Source organism: Labrys wisconsinensis (assembly GCF_030814995.1).
In the GTDB taxonomy this organism is placed as follows: domain Bacteria; phylum Pseudomonadota; class Alphaproteobacteria; order Rhizobiales; family Labraceae; genus Labrys; species Labrys wisconsinensis.
This window is the reverse complement of the sequence record NZ_JAUSVX010000002.1, coordinates 596,280-616,843: the sequence shown is the minus strand read 5'-3', so window position 1 is coordinate 616,843 and position 20,564 is coordinate 596,280. Positions and strand designations below refer to the sequence as shown.

Annotated in this window: 25 protein-coding genes; 19 read left to right on the top strand and 6 right to left on the bottom strand. The window is 68.8% G+C overall.

Features of this window, described 5'->3' with window-relative positions; genetic code table 11:
* From QO011_RS09325 to QO011_RS09300, 6 genes are read left to right on the top strand one after another with little or no spacing between them, the layout of a single operon-like run.
* Positions 1-1,212, top strand: a complete 1,212-nt coding sequence (locus QO011_RS09325; protein ID WP_307270642.1) for a mandelate racemase/muconate lactonizing enzyme family protein — start codon at positions 1-3, stop codon at positions 1,210-1,212.
* 2 nt (positions 1,213-1,214) lie between these two features.
* The gene (locus QO011_RS09320; RefSeq protein WP_307270640.1) at positions 1,215-2,267 is read left to right on the top strand and encodes an ABC transporter ATP-binding protein; all 1,053 of its coding nucleotides are present in this window, start codon (positions 1,215-1,217) and stop codon (positions 2,265-2,267) included.
* Positions 2,267-3,106 (top strand): ABC transporter permease, encoded by an 840-nt coding sequence (locus QO011_RS09315; RefSeq protein ID WP_307270636.1) that lies wholly within the window; start codon positions 2,267-2,269, stop codon positions 3,104-3,106. The genes QO011_RS09320 and QO011_RS09315 overlap by 1 nt, the downstream gene beginning before the upstream one ends.
* A gap of 2 nt (positions 3,107-3,108) precedes the next feature.
* Positions 3,109-3,912: an ABC transporter permease gene (locus QO011_RS09310; protein ID WP_307270633.1), complete on the top strand. Its 804-nt coding sequence runs from the start codon at positions 3,109-3,111 to the stop codon at positions 3,910-3,912.
* On the top strand, positions 3,909-4,688 hold the full coding sequence (locus QO011_RS09305) for an SDR family NAD(P)-dependent oxidoreductase (RefSeq protein ID WP_307270626.1): 780 nt from the start codon (positions 3,909-3,911) through the stop codon (positions 4,686-4,688). The genes QO011_RS09310 and QO011_RS09305 overlap by 4 nt, the downstream gene beginning before the upstream one ends.
* A gap of 18 nt (positions 4,689-4,706) precedes the next feature.
* A complete protein-coding gene (locus tag QO011_RS09300; RefSeq protein ID WP_307270623.1) occupies positions 4,707-5,861 on the top strand; it encodes a mandelate racemase/muconate lactonizing enzyme family protein in 1,155 nt (384 codons plus the stop codon).
* Positions 5,862-5,882: 21 nt separating this feature from the next.
* Here QO011_RS09300 and QO011_RS09295 read toward each other — a convergent pair whose 3' ends face one another.
* The 3 genes from QO011_RS09295 to QO011_RS09285 form a co-directional block, all read right to left on the bottom strand.
* Positions 5,883-6,362, bottom strand: a complete 480-nt coding sequence (locus tag QO011_RS09295; RefSeq protein WP_307270622.1) for a GNAT family N-acetyltransferase — start codon at positions 6,360-6,362, stop codon at positions 5,883-5,885.
* Between the two features lie 22 nt (positions 6,363-6,384).
* Positions 6,385-6,885, bottom strand: coding sequence for a GNAT family N-acetyltransferase (locus QO011_RS09290; RefSeq protein WP_307270621.1), 501 nt, complete (start codon positions 6,883-6,885; stop codon positions 6,385-6,387).
* Between the two features lie 62 nt (positions 6,886-6,947).
* Positions 6,948-7,601, bottom strand: coding sequence for an alpha/beta hydrolase (locus QO011_RS09285; RefSeq protein ID WP_307270620.1), 654 nt, complete (start codon positions 7,599-7,601; stop codon positions 6,948-6,950).
* A 252-nt stretch (positions 7,602-7,853) separates the two neighbouring features.
* Here QO011_RS09285 and QO011_RS09280 point away from each other — a divergent pair, with 252 nt between their 5' ends.
* The 11 genes from QO011_RS09280 (at position 7,854) to uppP (ending at position 17,075) form a co-directional block, all read left to right on the top strand.
* A complete protein-coding gene (locus QO011_RS09280) occupies positions 7,854-9,035 on the top strand; it encodes a cysteine desulfurase family protein (protein ID WP_307270619.1) in 1,182 nt (393 codons plus the stop codon).
* 51 nt (positions 9,036-9,086) lie between these two features.
* Complete coding sequence (gene sufB, locus QO011_RS09275; RefSeq protein WP_307270618.1) at positions 9,087-10,559, top strand: Fe-S cluster assembly protein SufB; 1,473 nt, start codon at positions 9,087-9,089, stop codon at positions 10,557-10,559.
* A gap of 128 nt (positions 10,560-10,687) precedes the next feature.
* Positions 10,688-11,434 carry a Fe-S cluster assembly ATPase SufC gene (gene sufC, locus QO011_RS09270; protein WP_307270617.1) on the top strand — a complete coding sequence of 249 codons (747 nt, stop codon included), beginning with the start codon at positions 10,688-10,690 and terminating at the stop codon, positions 11,432-11,434.
* Between the two features lie 7 nt (positions 11,435-11,441).
* Complete coding sequence (gene sufD, locus QO011_RS09265; protein ID WP_307270616.1) at positions 11,442-12,767, top strand: Fe-S cluster assembly protein SufD; 1,326 nt, start codon at positions 11,442-11,444, stop codon at positions 12,765-12,767.
* 48 nt (positions 12,768-12,815) lie between these two features.
* Complete coding sequence (locus tag QO011_RS09260) at positions 12,816-14,072, top strand: cysteine desulfurase (RefSeq protein ID WP_307270615.1); 1,257 nt, start codon at positions 12,816-12,818, stop codon at positions 14,070-14,072.
* An 11-nt stretch (positions 14,073-14,083) separates the two neighbouring features.
* On the top strand, positions 14,084-14,467 hold the full coding sequence (locus QO011_RS09255) for an SUF system Fe-S cluster assembly protein (RefSeq protein WP_370881930.1): 384 nt from the start codon (positions 14,084-14,086) through the stop codon (positions 14,465-14,467).
* Positions 14,468-14,471: 4 nt separating this feature from the next.
* Positions 14,472-14,885: a VOC family protein gene (locus QO011_RS09250; RefSeq protein ID WP_307270614.1), complete on the top strand. Its 414-nt coding sequence runs from the start codon at positions 14,472-14,474 to the stop codon at positions 14,883-14,885.
* Between the two features lie 101 nt (positions 14,886-14,986).
* The gene (gene sufA, locus QO011_RS09245; RefSeq protein WP_307270613.1) at positions 14,987-15,367 is read left to right on the top strand and encodes a Fe-S cluster assembly scaffold SufA; all 381 of its coding nucleotides are present in this window, start codon (positions 14,987-14,989) and stop codon (positions 15,365-15,367) included.
* An 11-nt stretch (positions 15,368-15,378) separates the two neighbouring features.
* Complete coding sequence (locus tag QO011_RS09240; protein ID WP_307270609.1) at positions 15,379-15,804, top strand: TfoX/Sxy family protein; 426 nt, start codon at positions 15,379-15,381, stop codon at positions 15,802-15,804.
* Positions 15,801-16,067 carry a DUF1467 family protein gene (locus QO011_RS09235; protein ID WP_307270606.1) on the top strand — a complete coding sequence of 89 codons (267 nt, stop codon included), beginning with the start codon at positions 15,801-15,803 and terminating at the stop codon, positions 16,065-16,067. The genes QO011_RS09240 and QO011_RS09235 overlap by 4 nt, the downstream gene beginning before the upstream one ends.
* A 135-nt stretch (positions 16,068-16,202) precedes the next feature.
* Positions 16,203-17,075, top strand: a complete 873-nt coding sequence (gene uppP, locus QO011_RS09230; protein WP_307270604.1) for an undecaprenyl-diphosphatase UppP — start codon at positions 16,203-16,205, stop codon at positions 17,073-17,075.
* Positions 17,076-17,079: 4 nt separating this feature from the next.
* Here uppP and QO011_RS09225 read toward each other — a convergent pair whose 3' ends face one another.
* Complete coding sequence (locus QO011_RS09225; RefSeq protein WP_307270601.1) at positions 17,080-17,661, bottom strand: manganese efflux pump; 582 nt, start codon at positions 17,659-17,661, stop codon at positions 17,080-17,082.
* A gap of 234 nt (positions 17,662-17,895) precedes the next feature.
* On the opposite strand from QO011_RS09225, the gene QO011_RS09220 reads away from it, so the two are divergent.
* Positions 17,896-18,219: a hypothetical protein gene (locus tag QO011_RS09220; protein ID WP_307270599.1), complete on the top strand. Its 324-nt coding sequence runs from the start codon at positions 17,896-17,898 to the stop codon at positions 18,217-18,219.
* Positions 18,220-18,259: 40 nt separating this feature from the next.
* Here QO011_RS09220 and QO011_RS09215 read toward each other — a convergent pair whose 3' ends face one another.
* Both QO011_RS09215 and QO011_RS09210 read right to left on the bottom strand, forming a co-directional pair.
* Complete coding sequence (locus tag QO011_RS09215) at positions 18,260-18,925, bottom strand: transglutaminase-like cysteine peptidase (RefSeq protein ID WP_307270596.1); 666 nt, start codon at positions 18,923-18,925, stop codon at positions 18,260-18,262.
* A gap of 187 nt (positions 18,926-19,112) precedes the next feature.
* Positions 19,113-19,325 carry a DUF2842 domain-containing protein gene (locus QO011_RS09210; protein ID WP_307270593.1) on the bottom strand — a complete coding sequence of 71 codons (213 nt, stop codon included), beginning with the start codon at positions 19,323-19,325 and terminating at the stop codon, positions 19,113-19,115.
* A 101-nt stretch (positions 19,326-19,426) separates the two neighbouring features.
* Between QO011_RS09210 and QO011_RS09205 the strand changes: the two genes are divergently transcribed.
* On the top strand, positions 19,427-20,536 hold the full coding sequence (locus tag QO011_RS09205) for a COX15/CtaA family protein (RefSeq protein ID WP_307270590.1): 1,110 nt from the start codon (positions 19,427-19,429) through the stop codon (positions 20,534-20,536).
* Positions 20,537-20,564: the final 28 nt, after the last annotated feature.

The following is a 20,564-nucleotide window of genomic DNA, read 5'->3' as shown; positions in this document are numbered from 1 at the left end:
ATGCGCACGATTTCGCCCATCGTCGGCGGCACGCCGCCCCGGCTCAGGATCACCAATGTCGAGTGCCACGCCCTCCTCGCCCCGGACTTCGATCCCGGCTTCACCTCCTCGGCCCAGGACAGTCTCGTCGTCGTGATCTCGACCGATGGCGGCGTCGTCGGCGTCGGCGAATGCGATGCCAATCCGTGGATGGCCAAGGCCTGCATCGAGGCGCCGGGCACGCACACCATGGGGCTCGGCATCCGCGACATGCTGATCGGCGCCGATCCCTTCGAGATCGGCCCGCTCTGGGAGACGATCTATCTCGGCACCGCGATGAACGGCCGGCGCGGCATGGTCATCCACGCGCTGAGCGCGGTCGAGATGGCGCTCTGGGACCTCTGCGGCAAGGCGGTCGGCAAGCCGGTCCACGCCCTGCTCGGCGGCGCCACGCGCCAGCACATCACGCCCTATGCCTCCCTCCAGCCGGCCGGGCATCGCTTCGAAGAGTATCGCGACGCGCTGGTGCAGTCGGCGCTCGACGCCAAGGCGCTCGGCTTCAAGGCCGTGAAGAGCGAAGTCACCATGAACGGCCCTTACGCCCATGGCGGCATGAAGGAGAGCTATGACCGCCACACCGAGGTCGTGGCCGCGGTGCGCCAGGCGATCGGCCCCGACATCACGCTGATGATCGACGTGCAATATCTGTGGAAGGATGCCGCGACCTGCCTGTCCGTCGTCCGGGACTGGAAGGAGTTCGGCATCTATTTCCTGGAGACGCCGATCTGGTCGGACAATGTCGGCGAGATGGCTAGGCTCGCCGCCGAGGCGCCGATGAAGATCGCCTGCGGCGAATGGCTGGCGACACGCCACGAGTTCGCCGAGCTGATGGACGTCGGCAAGGTCCAGGTCGCCCAGCCCGATGTCGGGCGCGTCGGCGGCATCGGCGAGGCCAAGATCGTCTGCGACATGGCGGCGGAGCGCAACCTCACCATCGTGCCGCATTGCTGGAAGACCGGCATCTCCATCTCGGCGACGGCCCATCTCGCCTTCGTCACCGACCATTGCGCCTTCATCGAATATCTGCCGCCGCAGCTGTGCCACGAGCGGCTGCGGCGCGAGCTGGCCGCCGAGGAGCTGGCGCTCGTCGACGGCACCATCCCGCTGCCGGTCAAGCCCGGCCTCGGCGTCGAGGTCGATTGGGACATCGTGCGCCGCTACAAGGTGTCCTGACGATGGGGCTCGCGCTCGAAGCCATAACCAAGGCCTACGGCACCGTGACGGTGCTCGAGCCGGTCTCGCTCGACGTCGCGGATGGGGAATTCCTCACCATCCTCGGTCCGTCCGGGTCGGGCAAGACCACGATCCTGCGCCTCGTCGCCGGCTTCACGCAGCCGACATCGGGCCGGCTCCGCTTCGGCGGGCAGGACATCACCGCCGTGCCGACCAACCGCCGCCCGTTCAACACCGTGTTCCAGGACTACGCCCTGTTTCCTCACATGACGGTGGAGCAGAATGTCGGCTACGGCCTCATGGTGCGCGGTCAGGCCAAGGCAGAGATCCGTCGCAAGGTGTTGGCAACGCTCGAGATCGTCGGTCTCGGCGCCATGCTGGGCCGCTATCCCGCGCAGCTGTCCGGCGGCCAGAAGCAGCGCGTCGCCCTCGCGCGGGCGATCGTCTGCGAGCCGCAGCTGATCCTTCTCGACGAGCCCCTGGCCGCGCTCGATGCCGGCATGCGCCGGCAGATGCAGCTCTTCCTGAAGGACCTGCAGAAGCGGATCGCCATCACCTTCCTGTTCGTCACCCACGACCAGGACGAGGCGATCACCATGTCCGACCGCATCGTGGTGATGAACCGCGGCCGCATCGAGCAGACCGGCAAGCCCAAGGACATCTACTATGCGCCGGGCTCGCCGTTCGTCGCCGGATTCTTCGGCGACAACAACCTCATGGACGCCGTGGCGCGGAACGGGACGGTCGAGAGCCCGGTCGGCGCTCTGGCCCATGCCGCTGCCGCGGGGCAGGGCCCGGTGCTGCTGGCGGTCCGGCCGGAGAAGATCGTCTTCGGCGAGCGGCCGGACACGCTGGCGATACCCTGCCGGGTCGAGGACGTGATCTTCGTGGGAGCGACCACCCATGTGCGGATGCGCCCCGAACGGGCGCCTTCGCAAGTGCTGCTCGCCAAGGTCACCAGCGACCGCGGCCGCGGCGGCCTGGAGGCGGGCGCGGCCGTGACGGTCTCGATCTCCGCGGCCGACGTCGCCATCGTTCCGGCCGAGGCCGCGTGATGGGCCGGCTCACCCGCCTGGCGGTGTTCGGCCTGGTCATGGCCGGGCCGATCCTCTTCGTCGTCGTGCCGATCGGCGCCTTCCTCGTGATGTCGTTCTGGCGGGTCGAGAACCAGCAGATCGTGCCAGCCGCCACGCTCGACAACTACGCCGCGTTCTTCGGCAACTGGGCCTATCTGAAGACGTTCCTCCTGACCCTGCTCCTGTGCGCGGAGGTCACGGCCATCGACGTCCTCGTCGGCTATCCCATCGCCTACTTCATCTGGCGCCGGCGCGGCCGCAGCCGATACATCCTGCTGCTGCTCTTCGTCATCCCCTTGTTCATGAGCTACATCGTCAAGATCTACACGATGCGCTCGATCCTCGGCCTCAACGGCTTCCTCAACCAGATGCTGGTCGCAAGCGGCCTCCTGGCCCAGCCGAGCCTGCTCTTCCTCTACAACCAGACGGCGATCCTGATGACCATGGCCGTCATCTTCCTGCCCTTCGTCATCCTGCCGATCTTCCTGTCGCTCGAACGCATCCCCCGCAGCCTGCTCCAGGCCTCCTCGGATCTCGGCGCCGGGCTGGCGACGACGGTCCGGCATGTGGTGCTGCCGCTGTCGCTTCCCGGCACGATCGCCGGGGCGCTCTTCACCTTCGTGCTGGCGCTCGGCGACTACATCACCCCGCAGATGGTCGGCGGCCCCTCGGGCTTCACCTTCGGCCGCGTGATCTGGTCGCAGTTCGGCCTGGCCTATAATTGGCCCTTCGGGGCCGCCATGGGCGTGGTCCTCTTCGCCGTCGCGCTCGTTGCGATCATTGGCGGCGGCCATGCCGCCCGCCGCCAGAGGGTGTGACGATGCAGGCGCGGGCGGAACGCTTCACCGATATCGGCCTGGGCATCCTGACGGGGGCGGCCTTCCTCGTCCTCTACGCGCCGGTGCTGATCGGCGCGCTGTTTTCCATCGTCACCGTCGACCGTGCCGGCATCCATTGGGCGACGGCCTCGCTCGGATGGTACGGCAAGCTTCTCGACAACCAGTCGATCCTCGAGGCGTTGCGCACCACCGCGATGGTCGGCGGCGGCGCGGTCGGCCTTGCGGCGGCGCTGGCCGTGGTGCTGGCGCTCTATGTCGAATGGGAGGGGGCGCTGTTTCGCCGGGCGGTCGAGCTCATCGTCTACCTGCCCTTCCTGCTGCCGCCGATCGTGACGGGCCTCTCCCTCCTGATCTTCTTCGCCGGAACCGGCATCGACCGCGGCTTCGTCACGATCATCATCGGCCACACCGTCTTCGTGCTGGCGGTGATGTTCCGCCTCGTGCAGACGCGGCTGCAATCCCTCGCCAGGTCTCTCGTCGAGGCCTCGGCCGACCTCGGCGCATCGCGCTGGCAGACGCTGCGCTACGTCCTCTGGCCGCAGCTGCGCTCCGCCGTGGCAACGGGCGCCATCCTCGCGTTCACGCTCTCCTTCGACGAGACGCTGATCTCGGTGTTCCTGGCCGGCGATGCCACCACCCTGCCTCTACGCCTGTGGGCGATGATCCGTGTCGGCTTCTCGCCCGAGATCAACGCCCTCGTCACCATCGTGCTGCTGATCTCGATCGGGCTCACCATCGCCGTCGGCGCGCGCCTGAAACCAGCGGAGCAGCAGGACCAGGAATGAGCGGACAAAGACTTCTGGACCGCGTGGCCGTCGTGACCGGCGCCGCGCAGGGCATCGGCCGCGCCATCGCCGAACGGCTGGCGGCGGAAGGCGCGCGCCTCGTCATCGCCGACATCGACATCCGGCAGGCCGAGCGCACGGCGAGCGAGATCGGCGGCAACGCCATGGCCGCCGCCGTCGACATCGGCAGCGACGCCTCCGTGGCCTCGCTCGCCGCTGACGTCGCCGATCGGCACGGGCACTGCGAGATCCTGGTCAACAATGCCGCGATCCTCGACATGACCGGCATCGCCACGATGACGATGGCGCATTATCGCCGGGTTCTCGACATCAACCAGGACGGCGCGGTGCGCGTCACCCTCGCCATGCTGCCGCTGATCAGGGCGGGCGGCGAGGGGCGCCGCATCCTCAACATCGCCTCGATCATGGGGCTGCGAGGCTCGCGCGATTCCATCCCTTACTCCACCGCCAAGGGCGCGCTCGTCAATTTCACGCGGGCGCTCGCCTGCGACGTCGCGGGCGAGGGCATCGTCGTCAATGCGCTGGCCCCCGGCTTCATCGACACGCGCATGGCCCTGCTGCCCGACGGGTCCGGCCATGAGCACGAGACCGACTGGTTCAAGGACATCTACCTCAGATATGGCCGCATCCCGCTCGGCCGTGCCGGCCACCCCGGGGATATCGCCGGGCCGGCCTTCTTCCTGTGCTCCGACGATGCGCGCTATGTCACCGGGCAGATCCTGCTCGTCGACGGCGGCGTGTCGGCAACCTTCTGAAGTCGTCAGGGAAAGACCATGTCGTCGCAAGTCACCATCCGCTCCATCCACGCCGCGCCGCTCCTCGGCGAAAGCCCCAAGGGCGGCTGGTCGGCGGAGATCAGGCCGGAGGATTCGATCCACGCCATCATCGCCGTGCACACCGATGCCGGCATCACCGGCTATGGCTCGGTGTTCACCGACGGCCGGCTGGCCAAGGCCGCCATCGACGTGCTCGAACCGCTCTGGCGCGGCGAGACCGCGCTGGAGCCCGAGCGCCTCACGGAGAAGCTGCATCAGAACACCTTCTGGATGGGCCGCGGCGGCACGCTCACCCATGCGATCAGCGGCATCGACATCGCCTTGTGGGACATTCTCGGCAAGGTCACCGGCCAGCCCGTCGCCCGGCTTCTCGGCGGGACCTACCGCGAGCGGGTCAAGCCCTATTGCTCGCTGCTGATGGAAGAGCCCGGCCTGATGCGCGAGGTCGTGGCGCGCTATCGCGCCCAGGGATTCCGCGCCTTCAAGATCGGCTGGGGGCCCTTCGGGCGCCGCGACGACAGCAAGCTCGACGAGGCCATCGTGCGCGCCGCCCGCGAGGGCATCGGCGAGGATGCCAAGCTGTTCGTCGATGCCGGCGCCAGCGATGCGCATTGGCCCCAGGGGCTCAAATGGGCGATGCGCACCGCCGAGATGCTGAGCGACTACGATGTCGGCTGGTTCGAGGAGGCGCTCGTTCCCGACGCGATCGACGATTTCTGCCATCTCCGGCGCGTCAGCCCCGTGCCGATCGCCGGCGGCGAGGTGCTCACCCGGCGCCAGAGCTTCATCCCGTTCCTGAGCCGCGGCGCCTTCGACATCGTCCAGCCCGACGCGACCAAGGTCGGCGGCCTCAGCGAGCAGCGCCGCATCGCCTGGATGGCGCAGGACTTCGGCGTCAAATATGTCGGCCATGGCTGGAACACGGCGCTCGGCGTCGCGGCGGACCTGCAGCTCGCCAATGCCCTCCCCAATGTCGACCTCGTCGAGTTCATCGGCGGAAGCCCCTATGTCGACGGCATCCTGGCCCAGCCCTTCGCGCTCGACGCCGACGGATTCCTGCCGATTCCGCAGGGGCCGGGCCTCGGCGTCGCCATCGACCGGGACAAGCTCGCCCGCTACACGCCCGACCCGGCCCCGCTGTTCGAGGAATAGCGCGGCGCAGGCCGATGCGGGTCAGCCCTGCGCCAGGCGCGTCAGGGCCTCGCCGCTGAGGCGGCATCCCGTCCACTCGTCGCGCATCACCGCGCCCTGGCGCTTGTAGAAGCCGATCGCCGGCTCGTTCCAGTCGAGCACGGCCCATTCGAGCCGTCCGAGACCTTCGGCCAGGCAGCGCCGGGCGAGATGGGCGAGCAGCGCCTTGCCGATGCCGTGGGCCCGGAACTCGGGCCGGACGAACAGGTCTTCCAGGTAGAGGCCGTGCCGGCCGAGGAAGGTGGAGTAGTTGTAGAACCACAGCGCGAAGCCCGCCGCCGCGCCGTCCCACTCGGCGATGTCGCAGAAGACGCGCGGGTTCGGCCCGAACAGCGAGGCGGCGATGTCGGCCTCCGTCGCCTCGACCTCGTGCAGCAGCTTCTCGTAGTCGGCGAGGCCGCGGATCAGCGTCAGGACGGTCTGCGCGTCCTCCGGTCGGGCGGGGCGGATGGCAAGGGGCATGGCGTTTTGCTGGGAGGGCGGTTCAGGCGGTGACGGCGAAGGCGGGATCGTAGTCGATCGAGCCCCGCGGCGTCTCGCCGGCGAACGGCCGGGCGAGGACGTAGACCCGGGGCACGTCGGCATAGGCGAGGCCGGGATCGGAGCGGAAGCCGAAGCGCCGGTAATAGGCGGGATCGCCGACCAGCACGCAGCCCTTCGCCCCGAGGGCGGCGAGGCGCTCCAGGCCGGCCCGGACCAGGGCCTGGCCGATGCCGCCGCGCTGCCGGCCCGGCCGGACGGCGAGGGGGCCGAGCCCGTACCAGCCCTGCCGCACGGCGCCGATCGTCACCGGAGAGAAGGCGACATGGCCGAGGATGGCGCCGACCTCCTCCGCCACCAGCGACAGGGTCATGGCGCCGCGGGCGCGCAGGGCGTCGACGATGAGGTGCTCGGTGCCGGCGCCGTGGGGATGCCCCTCGAACGCCGCGGCGACGACCGCCCGGATGGCCGGCGCGTCCTGCGGCTCCTCGTCACGGATGTGCATGCCGTCCCCCCAAAGAAAAAGCCTGCCGTCGAGGCAGGCTTTGCGACCGAAGGCCGTTGCCGTCAAGCCGCGTCGGTCAGGCCGAGGCGCTTGTCGAGATAGGTGGAGCAGGCGGTGATCAATTCCTCGGTCTTGTTGTCGAAGAAATGGTTGGCGCCTTCGATGACGTTCTGCTCGATGACGATGCCGCGCTGGGTCTTCAGCTTGGAGACCAGCGTCTCCACGTCCTTCAGCGGCGCGACGCGGTCGCTGTCGCCGTGGACGATCAGGCCGGAGGAGGGGCAGGGCGCCAGGAAGGAGAAGTCGAAGCGGTTGGCCGGCGGAGCCACCGAGATGAAGCCCTCCACCTCCGGGCGGCGCATCAGGAGCTGCATGCCGATCCAGGCGCCGAACGACACGCCGGCGATCCAGCAGGCCTTGGCCTCCGGCGTCACGGTCTGGGCCCAGTCGAGCGCCGCGGCCGCGTCGGAGAGCTCGCCGGCGCCATGGTCGAACGAGCCCTGGCTGCGGCCGACGCCGCGGAAATTGAAGCGCAGGGCCGAGAAGCCGCGCTGGGCGAAGGCATAGAACAGGTCGTAGACGATCTTGTTGTTCATCGTGCCGCCGAACTGCGGATGGGGATGCAGCACGATGGCGATCGGCGCGCCGCGCTGCTTGGAGGGCTGGAAGCGCCCCTCAATGCGGCCGGCCGGACCGGTGAACGTAACCTCGGGCATGAATCGGCGCCTTTCGTCGACCTTTGCAACCCCCCGCACATTCGAATCCGGCCTTGACGACCGGAGAGGGAGAGGCTATCAATTTAGAATTATTCTAAAGAGCGTGCGGCTCCCACTGGGCTGAACGGTGCCGACGCTGATGCGATGCGCGGCGTCCGTATCTCGCCGGCCGCGCTTTCTAGCACGAGGAATGGGTGGCTTTGCAAGCATTTCCGCGTGCAGGCTCGCTCATTCCGCCAACGGACGAGCAGCTTGACCGGATCGCGCCTCTATCTCGACCACAATGCCACGACGCCGCTCCGGCCGGAAGCGCGCGCGGCGATGCTGGCCGCGCTCGACGTGACCGGCTCGGCCTCCTCGGTCCATGCCGAGGGGCGCGCGGCCCGGCGCATCGTCGAGGAGGCGCGTGAAAAGGTCGCATCGCTGGTCGGCGCGGCGGCCAAGGCCGTGGTGTTCGTCTCCGGCGCGACCGAGGCCAACGCCACGGCGCTGACGCCGCACTGGCGCCGCGGCCCCGCCGACCGGCCGCTCGAGCACTGCCTGGTCTCGGCCGTCGAGCATGCCAGCGTGCTGGCGGGCGGGCGCTTCGCGCCCGACCGGGTGGAAATGCTGCCGGTCGACGGGGCGGGCCGGGCGGATCTGCCGGCCTGGTCGGCCCGCATGGCTGACCTGCGCCAGGCGAATGAGCGGCCGCTGGTGTCGCTGATGCTGGCCAACAACGAGACCGGCGTGCTCCAGCCCGTCGCCGCGCTCGCCGAGGCGGTGCAGGCCGCCGGCGGCGTGCTGCACGCCGACGCGGCCCAGGCCGCCGGCAAGATCGCGATCTCGATGGCGACGCTTCGGGCCGATCTCCTGACGCTCTCGGGCCACAAGCTCGGCGGCCCCTTCGGCAGCGGTGCCCTGGTGCTGGCCTCCGAGGCCCTGCATCTCGCCGAGCCGCTGATTGCGGGCGGGGGCCAGGAGCGGGGCGCGCGCGCCGGCACCGAGAACCTGCCGGCGATCGCCGGCTTCGGCGCGGCCGCCGAAGCGGCGGCGCGCGACCTCGCCGCCGAAGCCGTGCGCCAGCGCGCCCTGCAGGGCCGCCTGGAGGCCGGGCTGGGAAGGATAGCGCCCGATGTCGTCGTCTTCGGGCAGGGGGCCGAGCGCCTGCCCAACACCATCTGCTTCGCCGTCCCCGGCATTCCCGCCGAGACGACGCTGATGGCCCTCGACTTGCAGGGGGTCGCCGTGTCATCAGGCTCGGCCTGCTCGTCGGGCAAGGTCCGCGCCAGCCATGTCCTCAAGGCCATGGCCGTCGTGCCGGACCTGGCGAGCGGGGCGATCCGGGTCTCGCTCGGCAGAAGCACCGCCGCGGAAGACGTCGAACGCTTCCTCGCGGTCTTTCATCGCGTGCATCGCACCATATATGAGAAACGCAGGATGAGGGCGGCCTGAAAGCTGCCCTTTCCCGAGAATTTTGCGGCGCGAGCCGCACAGGAGACGAGAATGCCGGCAGTCCAGGAAACGGTCGATCAGGTCCGGGCCATCGACGTCGATCAGTACAAGTACGGCTTCGTCACCGACGTCGAGATGGAGCTCGCGCCCAAGGGCCTGAACGAGGACATCGTGCGCTACATCTCGTCCAGGAAGGACGAGCCGGCCTGGATGACCGAATGGCGCCTGGACGCCTATCGCCGCTGGAAGACCATGACCGAGCCGACCTGGGCGCGCGTCGAATACCCGCGGATCGACTATCAGGACATCCACTACTACGCCGCGCCGAAGTCGAACCCGGCGCCGAAGTCGCTCGACGAGATCGATCCGGAAATCCTGAAGACCTACGAGAAGCTCGGCATCCCGCTGCGCGAGGTCGAGATCCTGGAGGGCGTCGAGCCGCGCAACCGCATCGCCGTCGACGCGGTGTTCGACAGCGTCTCGGTCGCCACCACCTTCAAGGAGGAGCTGAAGAAGGCCGGCGTCATCTTCTGCTCGATCTCGGACGCCCTGCGCGAGCATCCCGAGCTGGTGAAGCAATATCTCGGCACCGTCGTGCCCTCGACCGACAATTTCTTCGCCACGCTCAATGCCGCCGTGTTCTCCGACGGCTCCTTCGTCTATGTGCCGCCGGGCGTGCGCTGCCCGATGGAGCTCTCCACCTATTTCCGCATCAACGAGGAGAAGACCGGCCAGTTCGAGCGCACGCTGATCATCGCCGACAAGGGCGCCTATGTCAGCTACCTCGAAGGCTGCACCGCGCCGCGGCGCGACGAGAACCAGCTCCACGCCGCCGTGGTCGAGCTGATCGCCCTCGAGGATGCCGAGATCAAGTATTCGACGGTGCAGAACTGGTATCCCGGCGACGCCGAGGGGCGCGGCGGCATCTACAATTTCGTCACCAAGCGCGGCGACTGCCGCGGGGCGCGCTCCAAGATCTCCTGGACGCAGGTGGAGACCGGGTCTGCCATCACCTGGAAATATCCCTCCTGCATCCTGCGCGGCGAGGAGAGCCAGGGCGAATTCTATTCGATCGCCGTCTCCAGCGGCCGCCAGCAGGTCGACAGCGGCACCAAGATGATCCATCTCGGCAAGAACACCAAGAGCCGGATCATCTCCAAGGGCATCTCGGCCGGGCGCTCGAACAACACCTATCGCGGCCTGGTCTCGGCCCACCGCAAGGCCACGGGCGCGCGCAACTTCACCAATTGCGACAGCCTGCTGATCGGCGAGCACTGCGGCGCGCACACCGTGCCCTATATCGAGAGCAAGAACGCCTCGGCCGTGTTCGAGCACGAGGCGACCACCTCCAAGATCTCCGACGACCAGATGTTCTATTGCCAGCAGCGCGGCCTGTCGGACGAGGAGGCGGTGGCCCTCATCGTCAACGGCTTCGTCAAGGACGTGCTGCAGCATCTGCCGATGGAATTCGCGGTCGAAGCCCAGAAGCTGATCTCGATCAGCCTGGAGGGAAGCGTGGGATGAGGCCGCCCGTCCTGGCGCCGCATTGCGGCGGCCGGGCGTCGGCGCGCGAACCGACACTCAAATCGAAGGGCTCCTCGCCGTCCGCCGCCGGGCGGGCGCGGGATCCCCGCCTGGAAACGGACTGAACTATGCTCGAGATCAAGAACCTGCACGCCGAAATCGACGGCAAGACAATCCTGAACGGCCTCGACCTCACGGTCGCAACCGGCGAGGTTGCGGCGATCATGGGGCCGAACGGCTCGGGCAAGTCGACGCTGAGCTACATCCTCGCCGGCAAGGACGACTACACCGTCACCGAAGGCGAGATCCGGCTCAACGGTGAGAACATCCTGGAGATGGCGCCGGACGAGCGCGCCGCCAAGGGCGTGTTCCTGGCCTTCCAGTACCCGCTGGAGATTCCCGGAGTCGCCACCATGACCTTCCTGAAGGCGGCGCTCAACGCCCAGCGCAAGTCGCGCGGCGAAAGCGAATTGTCGCCCTCCGAGTTCATCAGGAAAGTCAACAAGGCAGCAGAAAGTCTTGATATCAATAAGGATATGCTGAAGCGCGCCTTCAATGTCGGCTTCTCCGGCGGCGAGAAGAAGCGCATGGAGATCCTGCAGATGGCGCTGCTCGAGCCCTCGCTCGGCATCCTCGACGAGACCGATTCCGGCCTCGATATCGACGCGCTCCGGATCGTGGCGGACGGCGTCAACGCGTTGCGCGCCAAGGACCGCTCCTTCGTCATCATCACCCATTACCAGCGCCTCCTGAACCATATCGTGCCCGACAAGGTGCACGTGCTGTCCAAGGGGCGGATCGTGAAGTCCGGCGGCAAGGAGCTGGCGCTCGAGCTCGAGGCCAACGGCTATCGCGACTACGCGGAAGCGGCGTGAGGCGCTGATGGCCGAGATCACCGTCATCAAGACCCCGGCCGAGGCGGCGCTGGCCGAAGCCTTCGGCGCGGCGCTCGACGCCCTGCCGGGCACCGCCGCCGTGCGCAGCCTGCGCGAGGAGGCCTTCGGCGCCTTCTCCCGCGCCGGCCTGCCGCATCGCCGCGTCGAGGAGTGGAAATACACCGACCTGCGCACGCTGATGCGCGAGGCCCGGCCGCTCGCCGCCCCGCCCGATGCGATCGCCCTCGACAGGGCGCGCCTGACGTCCGAGGCCCTGCGCCAGCACGCGCATCTGCGCCTGACCCTGGTCGACGGCAGCTTCGCGCCGTCGCTCTCGGATGTCGGGCTGCTGCCCGCGGGCGTGCGCTTCCTGCCGCTCGCCGAGGCGCTGGCCTCGGGCGACGCGCTGGTCGCCGGCCGCCTCGGCGCCCAGGCGGTGGACAATGCGGCGGTGGCGCTCAACGCCGCCTTCATGACGGACGGCTTCGTGCTGGCCGTCGACGCCGGCGTCAGCGTCGAGCTGCCGGTGCTGCTCCAGCACGTCCAGACCAGCCCGGAGGGCCGGGCGGTCTATGCCCGCTCGCTGATCGTGCTGGGCGAGGGTGCCTCGCTCACCCTGGTCGACACCTATGAGGGGGCCGAGGGCGCCGCCAATCAGACCAACATCGTCATCGAGGTCTCCCTCGGCGACCGCGCCCGGCTGGAGCGCATCGCCATCCAGACCGAGAGCCTGCAGACCCTGCACCTCGCCACGCTGACCGCCTCGCTCGGGGCTCGGGCGGAGCTCGTCAGCTTCGCCCTCGGTGCCGGCGCGGCGGTGGCCCGGAGCCAGCTCTTCGTCGCCTATGCCGGCGACCACGCCACCGCCTCCCTCGGCGGCGCCACGCTGCTGGCGGGCAAGCGCCATGCCGACACCACGCTGGTGGTCGACCATGCCGCCCTCAACGGCACCAGCCGCGAATTGTTCAAGGCGGTGCTCGACGGCGACAGCCGCTCGGTGTTCCAGGGCAAGATCGTGGTGCGGCCGGGCGCCCAGAAGACCGACGGCAAGATGATGAGCCAGGCCATCCTGCTCTCCGACGGCGCCGAGGTCGACAACAAGCCGGAGCTGGAGATCTTCGCCGACGACGTGGTCTGCGGCCACGGCGCCACCTGCGGCGCCCTGGACGAGGACCTCCTGTTCTACTGCAAGGCGCGCGGCATCCCGCAGGCCGAGGCCGAGGCGATCCTGCTGCAGGCCTTCGTCGGCGAGGCGGTCGAGGCGATCGGCAGCGAGGCGGTGCGGGGTGGCGTGATGGCCATCGCCGAGCGCTGGCTCGCCGCCCGGGTGTGATCGAGGCGCGCCGGCCGCGCGGCCGGCTGCGACGGGAAGGATGAGACGATGGACGGCACGGTCTCCGACATCTCGAAGGTGGCTCCCTACGACCTCGCCCGCGTGCGGGCCGAGTTTCCGGCCCTGGCGCTCGAGGTCTACGGCAAGCCGCTGGTCTATCTCGACAACGGCGCCTCGGCCCAGAAGCCGCGCGCCGTGATCGAGAGGATGGTGCACGCCTACGAGCACGAATACGCCAACGTCCATCGCGGCCTGCACTATCTCGCCAATGCGGCGACGGAGGCCTACGAGGCCGGGCGCGAGAGCGTGCGCAGGTTCCTCAACGCCCCGGCCGCCGACCAGATCGTGTTCGCGCGCTCGGCCACCGAGGCGATCAACCTCGTCGCCGCCTCGATGGGGCGCCTGCTCGATATCGGCGAGGGCGACGAGATCGTGCTCTCGATCATGGAGCACCATTCCAACATCGTGCCCTGGCATTTCCACCGCGAGCGCCGCGGCGCGGTGATCAAATGGGCGCCGGTACGCGACGACGGCTCCTTCGACCTGGAGGCGTTCGAGCGCCTGCTCGGACCCCGCACCAAGATGGTGGCGATCACCCACATGTCGAACGTGCTCGGCACGGTGACGCCGCTGAAGGAGATCGTCCGCCTCGCCCATGAGCGCGGCATCCCGGTGCTGGCCGACGGCAGCCAGGGCGCGGTGCATCTCGACGTCGACGTTCAGGATCTCGACGTCGATTTCTACGCCTTCACCGGCCACAAGGTGTACGGGCCGACCGGCATCGGCGTGCTCTATGGCAAGAAGCGCTGGCTGGACGAGATGCCGCCGTTCAACGGCGGCGGCGAGATGATCGGCGAGGTGACGCTCGACACCATCACCTATGCCGCGCCGCCGCACCGCTTCGAGGCCGGCACGCCGCCGATCGTCGAGGCGATCGGCCTCGGCGCGGCCGTGGACTACATGATGGCGCTCGGGCGCGGCGCCATCCGCAGCCACGAGGAGCGGCTGCGCGACTATGCCCATGAGCGGCTGTCGCGCATCAACTCGATCCGCATCTTCGGCGAGGCGCCGGGCAAGGGCGCCATCGTCTCCTTCGAGATGAAGAACGCCCATGCCCACGACGTGGCGACGGTCATCGACCGGCAGGGGGTGGCGGTTCGCGCCGGCACCCATTGCGCCCAGCCGCTGTTGGCGCGATATGGAGTGACCTCGACCTGCCGGGCCTCGTTCGGGCTCTACAACACGGTCGAGGAGGTCGACGCGCTGGCCGAGGCCTTGGTCAGAGCCCAGGCGTTCTTCGCCTGACGGAGGATGGGATGGCTGACGGCACGATGAGCGAGGCGAGGCCGAACGCGCCGGCGATGACGACGGCGGGCGCGCTGCCGCCCGAAGAGATCGACCGCATGACCGACGACATCGTCGCGGCGCTCAAGACCGTCTACGACCCGGAGATCCCGGCCGACATCTACGAGCTCGGCCTGATCTACCGCATCGAGATCAGCGACGACCGCCGCGTCGCCATCGACATGACGCTGACCGCGCCGGGCTGCCCGGTCGCCGGCGAGATGCCGGGCTGGGTGGAGAACGCCGTCGCCACGGTCCAGGGCGTCGCCGAGGTGCAGGTCACCATGGTGTTCGATCCGCCGTGGGACCAGTCGCGCATGTCCGACGAGGCCCGCGTCGCCCTCGACATGTGGTGACGCCATGCCGGCGGTCGACCGCGTGCTGGAGACGGCGCTCTATGTCGACGATCTCGGCCGGGCGACGCGGTTTTACCAGGGCGTCCTTGGTTTTACCGCCCTGTTCCAGGACGAACGGCTCTGCGCCTATGACATTGGCGGCAAAAGCGTCCTGCTGCTGTTCCATCGCGGCTCCACCCTGGAGACGGTGCATCTGCCCGGCGGCGTCATCCCGCCGCACGATGGCGCGGGGCCGATCCACATCGCCTTCGCGGTCACCGCCGAGGCCCTGCCGCAATGGGAGGCGCGCCTCGCCGAGACGGGCGTGCCGATCGAGGGCAGGACCCATTGGCCGAAGGGCGGCGACAGCGTCTATTTCCGCGACCCCGACGGGCACCTGCTGGAGCTGGCGACCCCCGGCATCTGGCGGACCTACTGAGTTGCCGCCGCCTGTTCACAGGCGCCGGCACTGCCTATATCATGCGGGTGCAATCGCTTGTGCCCGGGCCTTGAACCCGGCGCCCATGGAGTGATGAGAACGTGAGCAAGACCCGCCCGGCCTTCAAGGTCGTCTCCCTGACCGATGCCGCCGCCGACAAGATCAAGGCGATCATGGCCAATGCCGACCGGCCCTTCGAGGGCGTGCGTGTCGGCGTCAAGAACGGCGGCTGCGCCGGCATGTCCTACACGATGGAATATGCCGAGACCGTCAATGCCCATGACGAGGTGGTCGAGGACAAGGGCGTCAAGGTGCTGATCGATCCCAAGGCGGTGCTGTTCCTGCTCGGCACGCAGATGGACTACAAGACCGACAAGCTGGCGGCGCAGTTCGTGTTCAACAACCCGAATCAGACCTCCGCCTGCGGCTGCGGCGAATCGGTGGCGATCACGCCGGCCGCCGCGGACGCGCTCCCGGCCTGAGCCCGTCGCACGTGGATCAGGACCATCTGCGCGACCTCTTCGCAGGCTTCGGGCCGTTCTCGATGCGCAGGCTGTTCGGCGGCCTCGGCCTCTACGCCGACGGGCTGATCTTCGCCTGCGTCATCCGCGACGAGATCCGCATCAAGGTCGACGAGGTCACGGCGCCGGCGTTCGAGGCCGCCGGCGCGCGGCCCTGGGTCTATGTCCACAAGACCGGCGGCAAGCCGGTCACCATGCCCTACTGGAGCCTGCCGGAGGCGGCGCTGGACGATCCCGAGGCTGCCGCGGGCTGGGCGCGTCTGGGGCTGGAGGCGGCGCGGCGCGCCGCGGCCGCAAAGCCGGCGCCGAAGAAGCGCAGCGCCGAGGCCGCGCTCGGGGAGGTGACGCCGGCCCCGCTCGGGTCTATGCAACGCGGGGCTTCTGGAAAACGTCGATGAACATCGTCCTGGGACTGGCGCTCTATTTCGTCATCTGGTGGACCATCCTGTTCGCCGTCCTGCCGATCGGGATCCGGAGCCAGTACGAGGCCGGCGAGGTCGTGCCCGGCAGCGAGGGCGCCGCCCCGGAAAAGCCGATGCTCCTGAAGAAGGCGCTGATCACCACGGTGCTGGCCGCCATCATCTTCGGCATCGTGCATCTCTTCATGGTCGAGAAGATCGTGTCCCTCGACGTCTTCCCCGGCCCGACGTTCCACGACTGAGGAGAGGCTCCGTCCGCCGCCTCGGCGCCAGGACCCGGCCGTCGCCGCGGGTTTCGGCCGAGGGCCGTGACGCGCGCCGCAAGTCGGCCACAATGCCGGGCGATCAAGCGGCTCTCCACCCTCTCGAGAAGCTCCATGGCCGAGATCTGCACGCAAGGCGTCGACACCGGCTTCGCGGCGCTGGGCTATGCCCGGATCGCCGTGCTCGGCGTGGTCCAGGGCATCACCGAGCTGCTGCCGATCTCGTCCACCGCCCATATGCGCCTGGTGCCGGCGCTGCTCGGCTGGCAGGACCCGGGATCGGCGTTCTCGGCGGCGATGCAGCTCGCCGCGCTCGCCGCGATCGTCTCCTATTTCTGGAGCGACGTGCGATTCGTCGCCGTCGGATCGCTCGACGCCCTCAGCCGACGCAACTGGTCGGCGCCGGCTCTGCGCCTCGCCGTCGGCATCGTCATCGCCACGATCCCGATCGTCATTGCCGGCGTGCTGCTCTCGCCCGTGCTCAACGCCTGCGGAACCTCGATCCGCAGCCTCTGGGTCATCGGCCTCGCCTGCCTGGTCATGGCGGTCCTGCTGGCGCTGGCGGAGCTGTGGGCCAGCCACCGGCGCAAGGTCGAGCGCATGAGCCTCGTCGACGCGCTCGTGGTCGGGGTCGCCCAGATCGGCGCCCTGATCCCCGGCGTCTCCCGCTCCGGCTCGACCCTGACGGCGGCGCTCTTCCTCGGCTTCTCGCGCGAGGAGGCGGCGCGCTTCTCCTTCCTGCTCGGCATCCCCGCCATAGCGCTGGCGGGGCTGAAGGAGCTCTACGTCCTCCACCAGGCACACATCTCGCTGCACGCCTGGTCCGTGCTGATCGTCGGCCTGGTGATCGCCAGCCTCTCCGCCTTCGTCACAATCTGGGGGCTGATGCGCTTCCTCGAGCGCTTCTCGACCTGGCCCTTCGTGATCTATCGCGCCGTGCTCGGCATCGTCATCCTCGCCGGCGTGCTCGCGGCCGGCTGGGCCTGAAGGCTCATCGCGCCAGGCTGGCCGCGGCGAGGCCGATCAGGATCAGGCCGCTCAGCGCCGTGCTGAAGCGCTCCACCGACAGCGGGCCGAAGCGCAGGCGGCGCGCCCGGCGCCCCAGCGCCGTCCCGGCCGCGATGGCCAGGAAGCTGCCAACCGCGGCGCTCGCCGAGATGTCGAAGGCCGGCAGCGCCATCAATCCCGCGCCGACCGCGTTGGTGAGGGCATTGGCCGAGAGGGCGACGCCGAGGGCCAGCGTCTCCCACAGCCCGATCCCGGGCGAGCCGGCGGGCGGCTGCCCCGCCTGCGGTCCGGCGCCGGTGCTGCGCGGCATGGTCCACAGCACCAGGCGCAGCCCGATGCCGAAGAGCAGGAAGGCGCTGGCGATGCTCGGCAGGCGGCCCGGCAGCACCGAACCGAGCCAGGCCCCGAGCTCCAGGCCCGCCAGGCTGAAGCCGAAGCAGATCGCGGCGATCACCAGGTTGGAGAGCGTGCCGATGCGCATGCCTCGCAGCCCGTAGGCGAGGCCGGTCGCCACATTGTCGATGCTGGACGCGATCGCGAGGCCGACAACAAAGATCCAGTTCATCACAAGTCCGGACATCTGGCCCGTACAGGAGCAAGACGTCCTCGCGGACTCTTGTTGACGCACAAGCGGATTGATCGTGGATGTCTTCCCATGCCGCGGCCGCGCCCGCAAGGACGCCGACGCCCGAGGCATCGAACGTCCCGTCACACGGGGCTGGCCGCGATTTGGAATGGTCCGCCATGTTTATGGCGAAATGAGGCGCAAGCCTTCCCTCACGATTCGCCCGAAGGTGCCATGCCGAGCGCAGCCGCGACCGCCCTGTTCCTCCTCGCCGCAGCGCCAGGCGAGGCCCTGCCGTCGCTGGCCGACGTTCCCGATCTGGCGCGGGCCGCCGTGGTCCGCCGGCTCGACGGCATCGAGGCGCAGCTGCAGATCTCGACGCTCAGGCCGAGCAGCCGCATGCCCGGCTACATCGCCTGCGGCACCGTGGCCGAATATACGGCGGGCGGCGGGCGCCGGTCGGAGCGCTTCTTCGTCATCGTGCCGGGCACCTTCGCGGTGCTGGACCGGGACGGTAAGGATCTGATCGACCTCTATTGGCGCCAGAACCGCTGCTGACGGGCTTTCCGGTCGATGGACGGCGGGCAGCCTCCGAGGCTCAGTCGCGGCTCGCGGGCAGCGAGGCGACGCCGGCGACCGCATGGCCCGGCTCCATCTCGAGCCACACGTTCGGATCCTCCGCCGACTGGCGCTTGACGAAGGTGTAGCCGGTCTCGTCCCAGGCCAGGATGTCGTCGACCATGTTGTCGAGGATCAGATCGCCCGCATCGGTGCGGACGGTCAGCACCAGATGTCCCTTGTTCTCGTGATCGAGGACGACGGTGAGCAGCAGGGCCGATTTCGGCCATCCCGCCTCGACCAGGAGCTTGCGCTTCAGCAGCACATAGTCGTTGCAGTTGCCCTTGCCGTCGTCGGGATAGGTCCACCAGTTGATGATTCCCATCTTGTAGATGCCGTAATGCTCGTCGTCGGCGACGCCCTCGATCTGGTGATTGGCCAGGCGGTCGACCTGCCGCAGCTGGCGCCAGGCCGCCGCGTCCATCCTGACCTGCAGCGCCCGTCCGTCGCCGGCCCTGCACTCCTCCGGCTGCGCTGCGCAGAAGCTGGTCCAGCCGACCGGCGCCTTCACCGCTCCGCCGGTCCGGGCGAAGGACGAAGGCGAGGCGTCGGCCGGCACCTCGCGGGCCTGGGCCGAGACGAAGGGGCTGATGGTAAACAGCATGCAAACAGAAACGGCGAAGGAGACGACAGTCGAGGAACGCATGACATGACCTCTTGTTGAGGTCATGAAAGACTTCGTCCATTCAATTCCGGCAGAAAAACTTCGATCGAATTTTATGCATCGCCCATCTTCTGCCGACCTGCGGTGCGGCACTTGCGCAATGCGGTTAAGGACAGGTTTCGATCTTCCGAGGCCGTTCCGTCTGCGGGCGAAGCGCCTTGGCCAGGCCTCAGCGCGTCTTCTCCGGCTTCTCCATCCAGCGGATGATCAGCGCGGCCGGGAGGACCCAGGCCAGGCCCAGCACGGCGTAGGTGAGGCCCTGCACCCAGCCCGCCGCCTCGGTGATGCGCCCCTGCGCCAGACCCATCGCCATGAGGGCGTAGACGATGACGAAGACGATCATCGTGATGGAACCGATCAGCTTGCGCGTGCGCATCCTCATCGCGGGGTCCTGCCTTGTTGCCTGCGACGCGGGCGCGCGTTGCCGCCCGGCATTGCGGGGTATATCTGTCCGCGCCGACAGGAGCACCCGACGGAGACGACATGATCGCAAGCACCGATGCCGCAGCGGACGGCGCCGCGCAAGTGGCGCATCGCCGCGCCATCCGCATCTGGCTCGGGGTCGTCGCCCTCATGGTCTTCGCCATGGTGGTGGTCGGCGGCGCGACGCGACTGACCGATTCCGGCCTGTCGATCGTCGAGTGGAAGCCCGTCACCGGCGCGGTGCCGCCGCTCAGCGACACGGCGTGGCAGGCGGAGTTCGAGAAGTACCAGGCCATCCCGCAATATCGGCTGCTCAACCAGGGCATGAGCCTCGGCGAGTTCAAGTTCATCTATTGGTGGGAATGGAGCCACCGCCAGCTCGGCCGCCTGATCGGCATCGCCTTCGCCCTGCCGCTGGCCTGGTTCTGGTGGCGCGGCTGGCTGGAGCCGAAGCTGAAGCCGAGGCTGCTGGCCCTGCTGGCGCTCGGCGGCAGCCAGGGCGCGCTCGGCTGGTGGATGGTGGCCTCGGGCCTCTCCGAGCGCACCGACGTCTCGCAGTACCGCCTGGCCATGCACATGACGCTGGCCTGCATCATCTTCACCGCCATCGTCTGGGTGGCGCGCTCGCTGGCGCCGGGGCGCGAACGCGACGCCGTCGCGCCGGGCCAGCGGCTCGTGGCCTCCGCGCTGGTCGTCCTGGTGCTGGCGCAGATCTTCCTCGGCGGCCTGGTGGCCGGGCTCAATGCCGGCCTGTCGCACAACACCTGGCCGCTGATGGACGGGTATTTCATCCCGCCGGTCGCCGACCTCTATGTGATGAAGCCGGGCTGGGTGAACCATTTCGAGAACGTCATGACCGTGCAGTTCCAGCACCGGATGATGGCCTATCTCGTTCTTGCCGTGCTCGCCTGGCACGCTTTCTCGCTGCGCCATGCCGGCGCGGCCCGGCGACGGGCGATCGCGCTCCTCGCCATCGGCCTGACCCAGGTCGGCATCGGCATCATGACGCTGCTGCTGATGGTGCCGGTCTGGTCCGGCCTGCTGCACCAGGCCTGCGCGGTCATGCTCCTGGCCATGGCGACCGTGCATGCCCAGGCGGTGCATCGCGACGCCGAGGGCCGGCGGCCCGTCGGCACCCCGCGGCTGGCGACGGCCGACCGCACCGCCTAAGCAGAATTTCCGAACTCCGCCCGCAGGG